This is a genomic window from Monashia sp. HAY1-2A, from assembly GCF_056755315.1.
On record NZ_JBNDHY010000023.1, the window covers coordinates 24027 to 40511 of the forward strand.

The window sequence follows — 16485 nt, forward strand, 5'->3', positions numbered from 1 at the left end:
TTCTCCGCTCCGCGGGTCGACCAGGGGCCCCGGGGCCCGGAAAACCGGAGGCGGACCGTCGGTGGTCGTCGGTAGCGTTTGGTGACTGTGACGATGACGAGGCTGGGGTACGACGAGGCGCGTGGCACGGGGCAGGGCGCGTCCTCTCGCCGCTCCGGCGTGCCCGCGGACCGCGTCCCCGTCGACTGGCGCCGGATCCGTCGCCCGCTCACGGTCGTGTGCTTCTCGATGTCGTTGCTCGGTGCCGTCGCGGCGTCCCTCGGCTCGATGGTCGCCGGCCGGCTCGCCGAGCACGCCACCTCGACGCTGGTGATGCTGCTCGCCCTGTGCGTCGTCGGCGGTGCCGTCATCGACACGGTCGCCAAGATGATCTGGGCGACGGTCTGCGACCGGGCGGAGGGCCGGCTGCGGGCCGACCTGCTCGACGCCGCGATGGCCCAGCCGCTGTCCGAGCTGTCCGAGCAGGCCGTCGGGGAGGTGCTCGACCGCATCGACGACGACACGTGGGAGGTCGGCCAGCTGATGCGCTGGGGCGTGTGGCAGGCCGTGCGCACGCTCCTCGCGTCGGGGCCGCTGTGGGTGGTCGCGAGCCTCGCGTGGTGGCCCGCCGCCGTCCTCTTCCCGCTGACCGGGTTCGCGACCTACTGGGTGGTCCGCAGACTCCTGCCGCAGGTCGCCGAGCGCAAGGTCGTCGAGGAAGCCGCGTGGACCGACCACGCGGCGTCCACCGAGGAGGGCGTCGCCGCCCGCGACGACCTGCGCACGGCGCTCGGCCAGGCGCACGTGCTGCGCCGCAACGCCCGGATGGCCGCCCGCGTCCACGCGGCGCTGGACCGGGTGCTCGAGGTCGAGGCCCGGATCACGCGACGCAGCGGAGGGCTCCTGCACGGCGCGCTGGCCGCCGTCGCCGTCGTCGGCGCCGCCCTGGTGCTCGCCGGCGACCTGTCGACCGCGCGGCTGGTCACCCTCTTCCTCGTCACGACGATGTTCGTCGGCGGCGTCGACATGCTGGCACGCCACCTGCCGGACCTGCAGGAGGGCTTCGGTGCGGTCCTTCGGCTGCGGGCCATGCTCGACTCCCCGGCCGAGCCGACCGGTGGGCTGCCGCTGCGCGACGGGCCCCTCGACGTCGAGTTCCGCGACCTCGAGTTCACCTACGGCACAGGCACCTTCGCACTGCGCGAGGTCAACCTCGTCGTTCCCGCCGGCCACACCTGCGCCCTCGTCGGACGCACCGGCTCCGGCAAGTCCACGCTGGCCTCGCTCCTGTCCCGGGCGGTCGAGCCGCCGCCGGGCACCGTGCTGCTCGGTGGTACCGACGTGCGCGACCTCGACCTGCAACAGCTGCGGGCGGCGGTCGGCGTGGTCACCCAGCGCACCGAGGTGCTCGCCGGAACCCTCGCCGAGAACATGACGCTCTTCGGCGCCGTTCCGCGAGCGCGGGTCGAGGCCGCGGTCGCCGAGCTCGGTCTCACCGAGTGGGTGGCCGGCCTGCCCGACGGGCTCGACACGATGCTCGGTCCGGGCGGCACCACCCTCTCGGCGGGGGAGGAGCAGCTGGTCGCGTTCGCCCGGCTGCTCGTGCGCGACGTGCGTGTCGTCGTGCTCGACGAGGCCACCGCCCGGATGGATCCCGTCACCGAGGCGCGGGTGGTCCGGGCCGCCGACCGGCTCATCTCCGGGCGTACCGGCATCCTCGTCGCCCACCGCCTCTCGACGACCGAGCGCGCCGAGCAGGTGGCCGTGCTCGAGTCCGGTCGCGTCGTGCAGCAGGGTCCGCGCGGCCGGCTGGCCGCCGTCGACGGTCCGTTCCGCCGGTTGCTCGAGGCAGCGGCCCACGAGGTGGCCGTGGAGCAGCACCACCACGAGGACGCCGCGATCGGCTCGGTGCGCCGCAGCACCACCCCGCCGCCGCCCCCGGTCCTCGCGCCCACCCCGAGCCTGGCGCGCCAGGTGTTCCACACCGTCCGCATCCAGCCGCAGTGGGGCCTGCTCGGCGCCGCGCTGTTCCTGCTGGCCTCGCTGACGGGCGCGTTCGGCGCCGTCACCGGCTGGATCTGGGGCCTCGTCGTGACCGACCTGGAGGCCGGGCAGAACCCCGGACCGCTCACCGCGGCCCTCGTCGTCTCGCTCGTGACCGGTCCGATCGTCCTGTCCCAGGCCTTCCGCACCTACCCCCACTGGTGGGTGGAGGTGCGCCTGCGGGTCCGCGCCGCGGTGCTGGCCGGACAGACCGCACAACGACGCCTGGTCCGCACCCCGCCCGGCGAGGTCGTGGCCCGCACGATGGACGCCGACCGCCTGGCGCGCTACACCGACCGGTGGGTCGACTTCGTCAACGGCCTCGTCGTCGCCTCGATGACGGCCCTCATCGCGGGCACCTGGCTCGCGGGCGCGGTCCTGCTCGTCGTGATGGTGACCTCGGCGCTGGCCTCCACGCTCGGACGGCCGGTGGCGGGGCGCTCGGCCGCGGCTGCCTCGACGGCGCGGGCCAGCTTCGGGCGGTCGCTGGTGTCGGCCCTCGAGTCGATCCGCACGGTCAAGCTCGCCGCCGCGACCCCACAGGTCCACGCGCACCTGCGTCGCGTGGACGGCGGCCGGGTGGACGCGGCCGTGCGCGAACACCGTGTCCAGGCCCTGCTCGACGGCGTGCCGATCGTCATGGTCCAGTGCGGCGTCGTGGCCGCCTGGGCCGGCTTCCTCCACGGCACGTGGCCGCTCGCCATCACCCTGCTCGTCGCAAACGCGGTCAGCGGCTTCGACTGGTTCGGCCGTGTCGCCGGCTCGGTCGTCACCGAGGCGCCGGGCGTGCGGGCGTGGATGAACGCCACGAGCCGGCTCGCGGGCGGCGGTGACCTCATGGAGGTGCCGCCGGGCATGGACCTCGTCCACGGCACCGCCGACGACCCGCAGGCCGGCGCTCGGGAACCCCTGCGAACCCTCAGCCTCCGCGGCCTGACGGCCGTCCACGACGACGGCACCATCGGTGTCCAGGACGTCGACCTGACGGTCCACGCGGGGGAGCTCGTGCTCCTGCTCGGCCAGGTCGGCTCCGGCAAGTCCAGCCTGCTCTCCTCGCTGGCCGGGCTGACGCACCACACCGGTCAGGTGCTGTGGAACGGCCGGGCGCTGACGGAGCCCGAGGTCGAGCTCCGGCCGGGTCGCGTCTCCCACATCGCCCAGGTGCCGCGCGTGCTGTCGGGCACCTTCACCGGCAACGTCGCCCTGGACCACGCGGGCCGGCAGGTCGAGCCGGCCCTGGCCACCGCCCGGATGGAGCGCGACGTCGCCGAGGCGGGCGGACCCGACGCGCTGGTCGGCCACCGTGGGGTCCGGCTCTCCGGCGGGCAGGTCCAGCGGCTCGCCCTGGCCCGCGCGCTCGCCTGCGAGGCCGACCTGCTGCTGGCCGACGACGTGTCCTCGGCGCTCGATGCGGCCACCGAGATCGAGCTGTGGGCCGCGCTTCGCTCGGGCGGGGCGACCGTCATCGGCGCCACGAGCAAGGCAGCCGCGCTGGCGCAGGCCGACCGCGTCGTCGTGCTCGACGGGGGTCGCGTCGTCGAGACCGCACCCTGGCGCGAGCTCTCCCCGCGGTGGGGCCACCTCGCCGGGTGACCACCTGCTCGAGCGGCCGCACGTCCCGCGGTGGCACGCCGGCACCGACTCCGGGCCGGAAGGGCGGCTGGGGGGCGGGCCGGCTCATACTTGCCTCGTGCCACTGGAGCATCTGCAGCCGGATCGCGAACGGGCGGAGTCCTTCGGGTCGGGCGCCGAGGCGTACGACCGGTTTCGCCCGGGCTACCCTGCGGCACTGTTCGACGACCTGCTCGCCCACCCCGTCCGCTCCGCCCTGGACGTCGGCTGCGGGACCGGCAAGGTGGCCGTCGAGCTGGCACGTCGTGGGGTCGCGACGCTCGGCGTCGACCCCGACCCGCGGATGGCTGCCGTGGCCCGGGCGCACGGTGTCGACGTCGAGGTCGACCGGTTCGAGAGCTGGGACGACGCCGGGCGCCGCTTCGAGCTCATCACCTGTGGGCACGCCTGGCACTGGGTGGATCCCGCCACAGGTCCCGACAAGGCTGCCCGGCTGCTCGAGCCGGGCGGCCGGATCGCCAGGTTCTGGAACTACCACGCCGTGCCGGCGGACGTGCTCGCGGAGCTCGAGGCCGTCTACGCCGACATCGCCCCCGGGCTCACCGTCATCGGGCGCGACCCGAGCACCGCCGCCGACGCCCCGGACCCGTTCGCCGTGCACGGTGACTTCACGGTCTCGCGCCCGCGGACCTACCGGTGGCACCGGCGCCTGACAGGCGCCCAGTGGGCAGGTCTGGTCGGTACCTTCGGCGACCATCGACGCCTCGGACCGGAACACCTGGGGCGCCTGACCTCCGCCCTCGCCGACGTCATCGGGCGACACGGCGGCACGGTGACCGTGGCGCGCGGCACGTACGTGCTCCTTGCCCGACGCCGCTGAGGACCGACGCCGCTGAGGACCGACGCCGCTGAGGTGGGCCCCCGGACCCGCATGCCCCACCTCGTGCGCGGGACGCGTCCTACCGGGAGGATGCCGGTCATGCCGACCTCAGCGTTTCCCGAACCGTCCTCGACACCCGACCTGCGCGCCCTGCTACTGCAGTACCTGGACTACTACCGGGCCGTGATCGCCAGCAAGCTTGACGGGCTGGCGCCTGATGACCTCCAGCGGGCGACGGTGCCGTCCGGCTGGACGCCCGCTGGACTGGTCAACCACCTCGCCAACGTCGAGCGGCGTTGGATCCGTTGGGGATTCATGGCCGAAGAGCTCACGGACCCCTGGGCCGACAGCGAAGGGACCGGATGGGTGTCACCCGACCTGCCGGCCGACCGGCTCACCGCCCTGCTCGCGGCGGCCGGGCGCCGCACCCGAGCCGTCGTCGAGGCCCATGACCTGGCCGAGCCCGCGCGGGTCGGAGGTCGGTTCACCGACGCCTCCTCGGCCCCACAGCTGCAGTGGATCCTGCTGCACCTCATCCAGGAGTATGCGCGGCACGCCGGCCACCTGGACATCGCACGGGAGCTGATCGACGGTGCCACCGGCGAGGCGCCCGAGTAGCCGGTGCACCCTGGGCTCGGCGCCTGCTCTCGGCGCCGCGAGGAAGGAGCGTGGTGGCAGTCGCTCGGGGGACCGACCACCACCACGCCGACCCTTACATCGGCGCCGCCACCGGCGTCGTTACGCCCCCGGCGCCGGCCGCCGACGCCGAGGTGAAACCCGCAGGTTCCCAAAGACTCGGCGGACGGAGCCGCGTTGTACCTTGGGATACGACAACCGGTCAGGTCGGCTCGTGTGGTGGGGGTCGCCACCGGGCCCCCACCTTCGACAGTGAGGGTCTCCCGCCGGCGAAACGTGCTGGAGGTTCCATGTCCGTCACGCGCCCGATCCCGCCGAGCGCCCGCGTCGCTCCCTTCACGAACCCGGTCGAGGTCCCGAGCGCACCGTCGGGGCCGTCGGACACGCTGCAGACGCTGCTCGCCGCCGTCGCCGCGGTCGAGCCCAGGTTCCGGCACGTCGCCGTCGCCCACCTGCACCTCGACCAGGACCAACCGCTGGCCGCGTCGAGCCGGCTCGCCTCGAGGATGGCTCGGGAGCAGCTGAGCGTCCACGGGGGCGCGCTGTACGAGGCGGTGCGCACCGGTCTGCCCGTCATCGTCGCCGCTGCCGATCGCGCCGACCGCTTCCCCGAGGTCCTCGCGGCCGCGACGGTGCTCGGGGTCCGCACCCAGCTGGCCGTGCCGCTGCTGCAGGGTGGTCAGGCCGTCGGCGCGCTGAGCGTGTGCACGACGGTCGACACGGAGGTCGACCTGTCGATGCTCGAGCTCGCGGAGGCCCTGGCCGCACAGGCCGCCCTCGTGGTGGAGCAGCACCGGCTCGTCGCGGACCTCACCGTCGCCGTGGCGAGCCGGGAACGCATCGGCCAGGCCTGCGGCATCCTCATGAGCCGGTTCGTCCTGACGGCCGACGAGGCGTTCGCGGCGCTCAGCCGCGCCTCGCAGAACCGCAACGTCAAGGTGCGGGACCTGGCTGCGGAGGTCGTCCGGACCGGGACGCTGCCCGATCTGGACTGAGCCCGTCGTCCCAGGCGACCCGCGAGGGCGCGGCGGGCGGCACCGGCGAACCGGCCTGGAGCCGGTCCTGGGATCGTCCGCCCCGCCGGCTCCCTCCACGGCGCCGCCGGGGCGGACGGCAGCCTCGTACCCACGAGGCGGACCGGGCTATCGCCGAGGGACGACCCACGTATCGGGTCAGGGCAGGTGCGGCACGCCCTCGGGCTCGCCGGCAGCGTCCGAGAGCGCGTCGAGGGCGGCGGACAGTGACCGACGCGTCGGCTCGTCCAGCCGCGCGAGCAGTGCGCGGAAGCGCTGCCTGCGGTGCTCCATGACCGCATCGAGGGTGCGCCGGCCGGCGGCGGTCGTCGCGAGCACCACCTGCCTGCGGTCCCGCGGGCTCGGGGCGCGACGCACGAGCCCCGCCGCCACGAGGCGGTCGACGAGGCGGCTTGCCGACGACGCGTGGACCTCGAGGGCTGCGGCGAGCTCGGTCGTCGACGTGGCGCGTCCGCTCGCGACCAGGACGAGACCGCGCAGCTGGGGGAGCGTCAGGGACCCCTCGCCGGCTTCGGGGAGCGAGCTGGTGACGACGGCCGTGACGACGCGCGAGGCCCGCAGCAGGGACTCGACGTCCGAGGTGCGCGGCTGAGGGTACGAATCCGGTGTCGTCGCCACGTGAACAGCGTAGGCGACTCTTGCATTGCTGCAACTGTTGCAGTTATACACGTAAGAGAGCGATCGAGGAGGACGCATGGACCACGTCGTCGCCATCACCGGCGCCAGCGGGGGCATCGGCCGGGCCACCGCCCGCGAGTTCGCCCGCCGCGGAAGCGATGTCGCGCTCATCGCCCGCGGGACCCGAGGGCTCGAGGCGGCGGCCGAGGAGGTCCGGGCGCACGGGCGGCGGGCCCTCGTCGTGCCGGTCGACGTCGCCGACGCCGACGCCGTGGAGGCCGCGGTCGCCCGGATCGAGCGCGAGCTCGGGCCGATCTCCGTCTGGGTCAACGACGCCTTCACGTCGGTGTTCGCGCGCTTCGAGGACATCGCGCCCGAGGAGTTCAGGCGGGTCACCGAGGTCAGCTACCTCGGGTACGTGTACGCGACGCGTGCGGTGCTCAAGCGGATGCGCGAGCGAGACGCCGGCACCATCGTGCAGGTCGGGTCGGCGCTCGCCTACCGGGGCATCCCGCTCCAGACCGCCTACTGCGGCGCCAAGCACGCGATCCAGGGCTTCCACGAGGCGCTGCGGGTCGAGCTGCTCCACGAGAAGAGCAACGTCCACGTGACGATGGTCCAGATGCCGGCCCTCAACACGCCGCAGTTCTCGTGGGTCCTGTCGCGCCTGCCCCGCAAGGCGCAGCCGGTGCCGCCCATCTACCAGCCCGAGGTCGCGGCACGGGCGATCGTCTACGCGTCCGAGCACCCGCGCCGACGGGAGTACTGGGTCGGGGCCACGACGGCCGCGACGCTCCTGGCCAACGCCGTGGCCCCGGGGCTGCTCGACCGGTACCTCGCCCGCACCGGCTTCGACTCGCAGCAGACGAGCGAGCCCCGTCCCGAGGACCAGCCCGCCAACCTCTGGGAGCCCGCGGACGGTGACGGCGGCCGCGACTTCGGTGCGCACGGGGCCTTCGACAGCCGGTCGAAGTCGACGAGCAGGCAGCAGTGGCTGGCGCACCGGTACCCGCAGCTGGCAGGTGTCGCCGGCGTCGCGGCGGCGGGCCTCGCGGCGGCGCTGGCGGGGCGACGGCGATGAGCTCACGGCGCCGGGCCCGACTGGCCGGGGTCACCGGGATCGTTTGGGGTGCAACGTTGTTCACCTACCCTGAGACGGTCTGGCAACGGATGCTGGGTCGCGCCTGCGACGCGGACGAGCAGCTGGTGACCCAGCTCCTCGGCTTGCGGCACGTCGTCCAGGGGCTCGCGCTGGTGGCCGCACCGGGAGCGGTGCGTGGCCCTGCCGTCGCCACCGACCTGACCCACGGTCTGTCGATGGTCGCCCTCGCCGGCTGGCGACCCCGCTACGCGCGCCCCGCCCTCACCTCCACCGCCGTGGCACTGGCGGCAGCCGTGCTCACCGGCATCCGCCGGGAACGGACATGACGGATCGAGCGGCCTCCACCTCGGCGGCGACGAGCACCTCGACGGGCCAGCCGTTCCACGTCCTGCGCGACTACTCCTTCGTGGCGGACGGCCACCGGGGCGCCCTCATCGGGCCACGCGGTGACGTCGCGTGGCTGTGCGTACCGCGCTGGGACTCGCCGGCGGCCTTCGCCACCCTCATCGGGGGCCGGGGCGGCTACACGGTCACCCCGGTCGACCCGTACGTGTGGGGCGGCGCGTACGAGCCCGGCAGCCTCGTCTGGCGCAGCCACTGGGTGACGAACACCGCGACGGTCGAGTGTCGGGAGGCCCTCGCCGTCCCGGCCGACCCGCATCGCGCGGTGCTGCTGCGACGGGTCGAGATGCCGGACGACGACGGGGCGCGCGTCGCCGTCTCCCTCGACCTGCGCCCGGACTTCGGGCGCAGAGCCGCGGACGTGCGACGCGACGAGGCCGGTCACTGGCTCCTCGACGCCGGAGACGTGCGGGCCCGGTGGAGCGGCGTGCCCGAGGCGACCGTCGACGCCGACGGCGTCCTGCGGGCCGAGCTCTACCTCGGCCGGGGCGCGCACCGCGACCTCGTCCTCGAGGTGTCGGACCACCCGCTCGGTGACCCCGTGGACCCCGATGCCGCCTGGCGCCTGACCGAACAGTGGTGGCACGAGCAGGTGCCCGACTTCGAGGACGTCGTCGGCCGGCGTGACGCCCGCGTGGCGTACGCGGTCCTGCGCGGCCTCACGGCTCCGGGCGGCGGGATGGTCGCCGCGCCGACGCTCGGGCTGCCCGAGCGCGCGGAGGCCGGACGCAACTACGACTACCGCTACGTCTGGCTGCGCGACCAGGCCTACGCCGGCCTCGCCGTCTCGGTGCGCGAGCCGTTCCCGCTGCTGTCGGAGTTCGTCGACGTCACCACGGCCCGCGTCCTCGAGCACGGTGGTGACCTCGCGCCGGCGTACTCGGTGACCGGGGCCCTGCCCCCGCACGAGAGCACGCTGGACCTGCCGGCGTATCCGGGGGGTGCCGACGTCGTGGGCAACTGGGTGCGCGGACAGTTCCAGCTCGACACGCCCGGTGAGATCCTCCAGCTCTACGCCGCGGCCGCGCGCCACGACCTCCTGACGGCCGACGACGCGCGCGCCGCCGACCTGCTCGTCGACGTCATCGCCCGCCGCTGGCAGGAGCCGGACGCCGGGATCTGGGAGCTCGACCCCGACTGGTGGACCCACTCCCGGCTGGCCTGCGTCGGCGGCCTGCGCCGCACCGCGGAGCAGCTGTCCGGCCCGGTCGCCGACCGGGCCGACCACCTCGCCGACGTGATCCTCGCCGAGACGAGCCGACGGTGCCTCTCGCCCGAGGGCGTGTGGCAGCGCCGAGCCGGGCGGCACGAGCTCGACGCGTCGTTGCTGCTTCCCGGCGTCCGCGGCGCCCTGTCGCCGCAGGACCCCCGCACCCTCGCGACGATCGCCGCCCTCGAGAAGGACCTGTCCGCCGACGGCTACCTCTACCGCAACCGGCCCGACGACCGGCCCCTCGGGCAGGCCGAGGGTGCCTTCCTCCTCTGCGGCTTCGCGATGAGCCTCGCCCACTGGGGTGCGGGCCACGACGTCGAGGCCTTCCGGTGGTTCGAGCGCCAGCGCGCCGCCGCCGGGCCGGCGGGACTGTTCGCCGAGGAGTTCGACGTCGAGCAGCAGCAGCTGCGCGGCAACCTGCCCCAGGGCTTCGTCCACGCCCTCCTGCTCGAGTGCGCCCAGCGTCTCGGCGGCGAGCCCGACACCGACACGGGCAGCGGCACCTGAGAGGCGCGCCCGGAAGGAGAGGAGATCGCGATGACCCTGACGGAGAACCTTGCGCCGGCCCCGACGTCCGAGGCCCGGCTCGTCACGGCTCTGCGCTCCCGAGTGCGCGGCGAGGTCCGCCCCGACCTGGCGAGCCGGGGAGCCTACGCCGTCGACTCCTCCAACTACCGGTACGTCCCCACGGTGGTCGTCAACCCGCTCGACCCCGACGACGCGGAGGCGGCCGTGGCGGTCTGCCGGGAGCACGACGCATCGATCGTCTCCCGCGGCGGTGGGACCAGCCTGGCGGGCCAGACCACCGGGCCGGGCGTGGTCCTCGACTGGTCGCGCCACTGCACCCGGGTGGAGTCGGTCGACGTCGCCCGACGCCGCTGCGTCGTCCAGCCGGGCATCGCGCTCGACGACCTCAACCGCGAGCTCTCGCGGTACGGCCTGATGTTCGGGCCCAAGCCGTCGACGCACCGCACCTGCACCATCGGCGGGATGATCGGCAACAACTCGTGCGGCTCGACGGCGCAGGCCTACGGCAAGACCGTCGACAACGTCGCCCGGCTCGAGGTGCTCACGTACGACGGTGAGCGGATGTGGGTGGGGCCGACGAGCGAGGAGGAGTACGCCGCAGCCCTCGACGCCGGCGGCCGGCGCGGCGAGATCCACCGGGCGCTGCGCGGCCTGCGCGACGAGAACCTGGAGCTCCTGCGCACCCGCTACCCGAAGATCCCGCGCCGGGTCTCGGGCTACAACCTCGACTCCCTGCTGCCCGAGGACCACTTCGACCTCGCCAGGGCGCTCGTCGGCTCCGAGGGCACCCTCGTCACCGTGCTGCGCGCGGAGCTCGTGCTCGTCGAGGTGCCCAAGGCCACGGCGATGGTCGTCCTCGGGTTCCCCGACATCGCCGACGCCGGAGACGCCGTCCCGCAGGTCGTCGCGCACGAGCCCTGGCTGCTCGAGGGGCTCGACGACGTGCTCATCAACCTCGAGCGCGAGACGGCCCTGGCCGGTGACGCCGTCGACGACCTGCCCAGGGGCCGCGGCTGGCTCGTCGTCCAGTTCGCGGCCGACACCAGGCAGGAGGCGGACGAGCGCGCCAAGGGGCTCGTGCACGACGTCGAGCGCAACGAGCACCCCCCGACGACCCGCTTCTACGACGACTCGAGCCACATCGAGGAGCTGGTCCGGGTCCGCGAGGCGGGGCTCGGCGCCACCGCCCACCCGTCGGCACGGCACGACACGTGGCCCGGTTGGGAGGACTCGGCCGTGCCGCCCGACCGGCTCGGGGACTACCTTCGCGACCTGCGCCGGCTCTTCGACGAGTACGGCTACCGCGAGGACGAGACGTCGATCTACGGACACTTCGGCCAGGGCTGCGTCCACTGCAGCATCCCGTTCGAGCTGCGCACGGCCGACGGAATCGCGAACTACCACGAGTTCACCTCTCGGGCAGCGAGGCTCGTGGTGCGGTACGGCGGGTCGCTGTCCGGCGAGCACGGTGACGGACAGGCGCGCGGCGACCTGCTGCGGATCATGTTCGGCGACGAGGTCGTCGGTCTCTTCGAGGAGGTCAAGGACCTGTTCGACCCGGACAACCGGATGAACCCGGGCAAGGTCGTGCGCCCGAACCCGCGCGACACCCACCTGCGGCTCGGCACCGACTACGCGCACCCGGAGCCGCGCACCGAGTTCGGCTTCCCGCACGACGACGGCCGTTTCTCCCGGGCCGTCCTGCGGTGCGCCGGCATCGGCAGCTGCCGCAGCTCCTCGAGCGAGAACCAGGTCATGTGCCCGTCGTACATGGTGACCCGCGACGAGGTGCACTCGACGCGCGGCCGGTCCCGGCTGCTCTTCGAGATGATGCGCGGCGACGCGATCACCGACGGCTGGCGGTCCACGGAGGTGCGCGACGCGCTCGACCTCTGCCTGGCGTGCAAGGGCTGCAAGTCCGACTGCCCGGTCGGCGTCGACATGGCGACGTACAAGGTGGAGTTCCTCTCCCACCACTACCGGCACCGCGTCCGACCCGCGGCGCACTACTCGATGGGCTGGCTCCCGCTGACGGCGAGGGCGGCGGCACGTGCCCCGCGCGCGGTGAACCGGTTGACGCAGTCCCGCCTCACCGCGCCGGTGCTCAAGCGCCTCGGTGGCATCGCGCCCGAACGCCGTCTGCCGGCCTTCGCCGAGGAGCCGTTCACGGCGTCCGAGCCGGGGCGGTCGCGGATGCTGGGCCCGAGCCCGACCGGCGACGCACCGGGTCGCGCGGGCGGCCGGGGCCGCGTCGTCCTCTGGCCGGACACCTTCTCCAACTACTTCCACCCCGACGTCCTGGGCTCGGCGGTCCAGGTGCTCGAGGACGCCGGCTTCACGGTCGCGCTCCCACCCGAACCGGTCTGCTGCGGTCTGACGTGGATCTCGACCGGGCAGCTGCGCACGGCCAAGCGCATGCTGCGGCACACCGTGTCGGTGCTGCGCGACGAGCTGCGCGCCGGGACCCCGGTCGTCGGCCTCGAGCCGTCGTGCACCGCGGTGCTCCGGTCCGACGGCCCGGAGCTGCTCACCGGCGACGAGGACGTCCGACGCCTGGCGCACCAGACGATGACGCTCGCCGAGCTCCTGCGCACCCGCGCACCGGACTGGACGCCGCCGCGGGTCGACGTCGAGGCCATCGTCCAGACGCACTGCCACCAGCACGCCATCATGGGAACGACGCCCGACGACGAGCTGCTCGAGGCCGCCGGGGTCCGTGCCGACCGGCTCGGCTCCGGCTGCTGCGGCCTCGCCGGCAACTTCGGCTTCGAGCGCGGGCACTACGAGGTGTCCGTCGGGGCGGGCGAGCGGGTGCTCCTGCCGCGGGTACGGGACGCGGACGCGTCGACGGTGGTGCTCGCCGACGGTTTCTCCTGCCGCACCCAGGTGGAGCAGGAGACCGGGCGCCACGCCGTGCACCTCGCCGAGCTGCTCGCCCGCGGCCTGGACGACCGCCGACCGCACGACGGCGCGCACCCCGACCGGCACGACCATCCCCGATCCGAGGAGAACTGAGATGACGACCATGACCGTCGGTGACCACGTCCTCGAGCGACTGCGCGAGTGGGGCGTCGAGCAGGTGTTCGGCTACGCCGGTGACGGCATCAACGGCCTGCTCGCCTCGTGGGAGCGCGCCGAGGACCAGCCCCGCTTCATCCAGGCGCGGCACGAGGAGATGGCCGCCTTCGAGGCCGTCGGCTACGCCAAGATGAGCGGACGCGTCGGCGTCTGCACGGCCACGAGCGGCCCGGGCGCCATCCACCTGCTCAACGGCCTCTACGACGCCAAGCTCGACCACGTCCCGGTCGTCGCGATCGTCGGCCAGACGGCCCGTTCGGCCATGGGCGGCAGCTACCAGCAGGAGGTCGACCTGCTCAGCCTCTTCAAGGACGTCGCCAACGAGTACTGCCAGATGGTGACGGTGCCCGAGCAGCTGCCCAACGTCCTCGACCGCGCGATCCGCATCGCCGCCTCCCGGCGCACCGTGACCGCCGTCATCATCCCGAGCGACGTGCAGGAGCTCGAGTACGCACCGCCGCAGCACGCCTTCAAGATGGTGCCCTCCAGCCTCGACCAGACCTTCGCCCTGCCGGTGCCCGGTGACGCGGACCTGCAGCGGGCGGCCGAGGTGCTCAACGCGGGGGAGAGGGTCGCGATGCTCGTCGGGCAGGGCGCCCGGGCCGCGGTCGCAGAGGTCACCGAGGTCGCCGACGCGCTCGGGGCGGGAGTCGCCAAGGCGCTGCTCGGCAAGGACGTGCTCTCCGACGAGCTGCCGTGGGTGACCGGCTCCATCGGGCTGCTCGGGACGCGTCCGTCCTACGAGCTGATGACCGACTGCGACACGCTGCTCGTCGTGGGCTCGAACTTCCCGTACACCCAGTTCCTGCCGGGTTTCGAGGAGGGCAGGCCCGCGGTGCGCGCGGTGCAGGTCGACGCCGACCCCACCATGGTCGGCCTGCGCTACCCCTTCGAGGTCAACCTCGTCGGCGACGCCGCACGGACGCTCCGTGCGCTGCTGCCGCTGCTGACCCGCAAGACCGACCGCGGCTGGCGCGAGACCGTGGAGTCGAACGTGCAGCGGTGGTGGGAGGTGATGGCGGCCCGCGGCCGGGTCGAGGCGGACCCGATCAACCCCGAGCACGTCTTCGAGGAGCTGTCGCCGCTGCTGCCGGAGGACTCGATCATCACGGCCGACTCCGGGTCGGGCACCAACTGGTACGCCCGTCACATCAGGATGCGCGGCACGATGCGCGGCACCCTGTCGGGCACCCTGGCGACGATGGGGTGCGGCGTGCCGTACGCCATCGGCGCGAAGTTCGCGCACCCCGACCGTCCGGTCCTCGCGACCGTCGGCGACGGCGCGATGCAGATGAACGGCATGGGCGAGCTCGTCACCATCGCCAAGTACTGGAAGGACTGGGCCGACCCCCGGCTCGTCGTCATGGTCCTGCAGAACGGCGACCTCAACCAGGTCACGTGGGAGCTGCGCGCCATGGGCGGCTCGCCGCAGTTCCTGCCCTCGCAGCACCTGCCCGTCGTCGACTTCGCCGGGTTCGCCCGCAGCCTCGGCCTCGAGGGCATCCACGTCGACGACCCTGCCGACGTCGCGGCGTCGTGGCAGCGAGCGCTGGCCTGCGACCGGCCGTGCGTCATCGTCTTCGAGACCGACCCGGCGGTGCCGCCCATCCCGCCGCACGCGACGTGGGACCAGCTGAAGAAGGCGGCCGAGTCGGTGCTGCGCGGCGACCCCGACCGGGCCGACGTCGTCAAGGAGGGGATCCGCAGCAAGCTCGCCGAGGTGCTCCCCGGCCACGAGGGGTGACCCGGGCATGCCCGACGGGGAGCGCTCCCGGGACCGCTCCGGCGCCGCCTCGGTCGAGGCGGTCCGGGCCACCGCGTTCACCGTGCCGACCGACGGTCCCGAGGCCGACGGCACCATCGCCTGGGACTCGACGACGTGCGTCGTCGTCGAGGTCGACGCCGACGGCGTGACGGGGACCGGCTGGACCTACGGCGCGGCGTCGCTGGCCGACCTCGTGCGCGGTGTCCTCGCGCCGGTCGTCCGGGGCGGCGATGCCCTCGCGGTCGCCGACCGCTGGCGCGACCAGGTCCGGGCGCTGCGCAACGTCGGCGCCCGCAGCGGTGGGGCCATGGCGCTCTCGGCGGTCGACACGGCCCTGTGGGACCTGCGGGCCCGCCTGCTCGGCCTGCCCCTGCACCGCCTCCTCGGGTCGGGGCGCGACACCGTACCCGTCTACGGCTCAGGCGGGTTCACCACCTACACCGAGGAGCGGACCGTCGAGCAGCTGACCGGTTGGGCGGCCCGCGGTGCGCGCTGGGTCAAGCTGAAGATCGGCGAGTCCCGGGGCACGTGCGTCGACCGGGACCTCGCCCGCACCGCCCGCGTGGCCCAGGCGGTGGGACCGGAGGTCGAGGTGTTCGTCGACGCCAACGGCGCGTACTCGGTCGGCCAGGCGGTGCGCGTCGGGCAGCAGCTCGACGAGCTCGGGGTCACGTGGTTCGAGGAACCGGTGAGCAGCGACGACCTGTCGGGCCTGCGCACGGTGCGCGAGCGGGTCCGCGCGGACGTCGCCGCGGGGGAGTACGCCGACTCGCTCGACGCCGTGCGCGCGCTCTGCGTGGCCTGCTCGGTCGACTGCCTGCAGCTCGACGTCACCCGGGTCGGCGGCATCACGGCGCTCTACCGCGCGGCCGCCGTCGCCCAGGCCCACCACCTCGAGGTGTCCGCGCACTGCGCCCCGCACCTCAGCGCGTCGGCGTTCTCGGCCGTCCCGGGCCTGCGCCACCTCGAGTACTTCCATGACCACGTGCGGGTCGAGAGCCGGCTCCTCGACGGTGTGCCCGACCTCGTCGACGGTGGCCTGCCGCTGCGCGACGACCTGCCCGGTCACGGCCTGCGACTGCACCCGGACGCCTCCCGTTGGGCGGTGGACCGACGCGGCTGAGCGTCCGGGCGGCAGTGGTCGGCACGCCGACCGGCGAGCGGGCGCGGCGTCGACGGCGCAGGACGCCTCACCCGCCCGCGCGCGAGATGGTGAACGCGGTGAGGAAGCCGAGCGTCGCGAGCAGCCCTGCGTAGAGGTGGGTCTGCTCGAAGGCCTCGGGGATCATCGTGTCGGCGATCATGGCGAGGATCGCGCCCGCTGCGGTGGCGGTGATGACGGCGACCACCTCCGGGGAGGCACCCTGCAGCAGCAGGCAGCCGAGCAGGCCGGCGAGCCCGCTGACCACCGCTATCCCGACCCACACGCCGAAGACGTACGCGGCGGGCCGTCCGGCACGCTTCATGCCCGCCGCGCTCGACAGTCCCTCGGGCACGTTGGAGATTAAGATCGCGGCGAGCACGGCGACGCCGACGCCGTTGCCGGACAGCAGGGACAGGCCGAGGACCACCGACTCGGGGACGCCGTCGAGCAGGGCCCCGACCGCGATGGCCGCACCGCTGCCCTGCTGCTCG

12 protein-coding genes are annotated in these 16485 nt (G+C 74.0%); 10 read left to right on the plus strand and 2 right to left on the minus strand.

The features are described from left to right. Positions 1 to 93 precede the first annotated feature (93 nt). From ACPYOM_RS05435 to ACPYOM_RS05450, 4 genes are all read left to right on the plus strand, one after another. Positions 94 to 3615: an ATP-binding cassette domain-containing protein gene (locus ACPYOM_RS05435; protein WP_481345186.1), complete on the plus strand. Its 3522-nt coding sequence runs from the start codon at positions 94 to 96 to the stop codon at positions 3613 to 3615. Positions 3616 to 3712: 97 nt separating this feature from the next. Continuing rightward, positions 3713 to 4474 carry a class I SAM-dependent methyltransferase gene (locus tag ACPYOM_RS05440; RefSeq protein WP_481338842.1) on the plus strand — a complete coding sequence of 254 codons (762 nt, stop codon included), beginning with the start codon at positions 3713 to 3715 and terminating at the stop codon, positions 4472 to 4474. Positions 4475 to 4573: 99 nt separating this feature from the next. Beyond that, entirely contained in the window at positions 4574 to 5092 is a 519-nt protein-coding gene (locus tag ACPYOM_RS05445; RefSeq protein WP_481338840.1) for a DinB family protein, read from the plus strand. Positions 5093 to 5400: 308 nt separating this feature from the next. Beyond that, complete coding sequence (locus ACPYOM_RS05450; RefSeq protein ID WP_481338838.1) at positions 5401 to 6105, plus strand: GAF and ANTAR domain-containing protein; 705 nt, start codon at positions 5401 to 5403, stop codon at positions 6103 to 6105. Between the two features lie 177 nt (positions 6106 to 6282). On the opposite strand, the gene ACPYOM_RS05455 is transcribed toward ACPYOM_RS05450, so the two are convergent. After that, positions 6283 to 6762, minus strand: coding sequence for a MarR family winged helix-turn-helix transcriptional regulator (locus ACPYOM_RS05455; RefSeq protein WP_481338836.1), 480 nt, complete (start codon positions 6760 to 6762; stop codon positions 6283 to 6285). A gap of 76 nt (positions 6763 to 6838) precedes the next feature. On the opposite strand from ACPYOM_RS05455, the gene ACPYOM_RS05460 reads away from it, so the two are divergent. From ACPYOM_RS05460 to ACPYOM_RS05485, 6 genes are read left to right on the plus strand one after another with little or no spacing between them, the layout of a single operon-like run. Then, positions 6839 to 7843, plus strand: coding sequence for an SDR family oxidoreductase (locus ACPYOM_RS05460; protein WP_481345187.1), 1005 nt, complete (start codon positions 6839 to 6841; stop codon positions 7841 to 7843). A gap of 56 nt (positions 7844 to 7899) precedes the next feature. Then, positions 7900 to 8190: a hypothetical protein gene (locus tag ACPYOM_RS05465; protein ID WP_481345189.1), complete on the plus strand. Its 291-nt coding sequence runs from the start codon at positions 7900 to 7902 to the stop codon at positions 8188 to 8190. Beyond that, positions 8187 to 9986 carry a glycoside hydrolase family 15 protein gene (locus ACPYOM_RS05470; RefSeq protein ID WP_481345190.1) on the plus strand — a complete coding sequence of 600 codons (1800 nt, stop codon included), beginning with the start codon at positions 8187 to 8189 and terminating at the stop codon, positions 9984 to 9986. Before ACPYOM_RS05465 ends, ACPYOM_RS05470 begins: the two co-directional genes overlap by 4 nt. Before the next feature lie 30 nt (positions 9987 to 10016). Further along, complete coding sequence (locus ACPYOM_RS05475; protein ID WP_481345192.1) at positions 10017 to 13022, plus strand: FAD-binding and (Fe-S)-binding domain-containing protein; 3006 nt, start codon at positions 10017 to 10019, stop codon at positions 13020 to 13022. Position 13023: 1 nt separating this feature from the next. Beyond that, on the plus strand, positions 13024 to 14829 hold the full coding sequence (locus tag ACPYOM_RS05480; RefSeq protein WP_481345193.1) for a thiamine pyrophosphate-requiring protein: 1806 nt from the start codon (positions 13024 to 13026) through the stop codon (positions 14827 to 14829). Between the two features lie 7 nt (positions 14830 to 14836). Next, positions 14837 to 15973, plus strand: a complete 1137-nt coding sequence (locus ACPYOM_RS05485; protein ID WP_481345194.1) for an enolase C-terminal domain-like protein — start codon at positions 14837 to 14839, stop codon at positions 15971 to 15973. A gap of 67 nt (positions 15974 to 16040) precedes the next feature. On the opposite strand, the gene ACPYOM_RS05490 is transcribed toward ACPYOM_RS05485, so the two are convergent. Next, the coding region (locus ACPYOM_RS05490; RefSeq protein WP_481345195.1) for a ZIP family metal transporter at positions 16041 to 16485 on the minus strand (445 nt) is incomplete at its 5' end.

Bases quoted from the DNA above. Each gene is read 5' to 3' on its own strand.
- ACPYOM_RS05450 (WP_481338838.1), top strand. From the start codon at position 5,401: ATGTCCGTCACGCGCCCGATCCCGCCGAGCGCCCGCGTCGCTCCCTTC.
- ACPYOM_RS05485 (WP_481345194.1), top strand. From the start codon at position 14,837: ATGCCCGACGGGGAGCGCTCCCGGGACCGCTCCGGCGCCGCCTCGGTC.
- ACPYOM_RS05460 (WP_481345187.1), top strand. From the start codon at position 6,839: ATGGACCACGTCGTCGCCATCACCGGCGCCAGCGGGGGCATCGGCCGG.
- ACPYOM_RS05445 (WP_481338840.1), top strand. From the start codon at position 4,574: ATGCCGACCTCAGCGTTTCCCGAACCGTCCTCGACACCCGACCTGCGC.
- ACPYOM_RS05435 (WP_481345186.1), top strand. From the start codon at position 94: ATGACGAGGCTGGGGTACGACGAGGCGCGTGGCACGGGGCAGGGCGCG.
- ACPYOM_RS05480 (WP_481345193.1), top strand. From the start codon at position 13,024: ATGACGACCATGACCGTCGGTGACCACGTCCTCGAGCGACTGCGCGAG.
- ACPYOM_RS05470 (WP_481345190.1), top strand. From the start codon at position 8,187: ATGACGGATCGAGCGGCCTCCACCTCGGCGGCGACGAGCACCTCGACG.
- ACPYOM_RS05475 (WP_481345192.1), top strand. From the start codon at position 10,017: ATGACCCTGACGGAGAACCTTGCGCCGGCCCCGACGTCCGAGGCCCGG.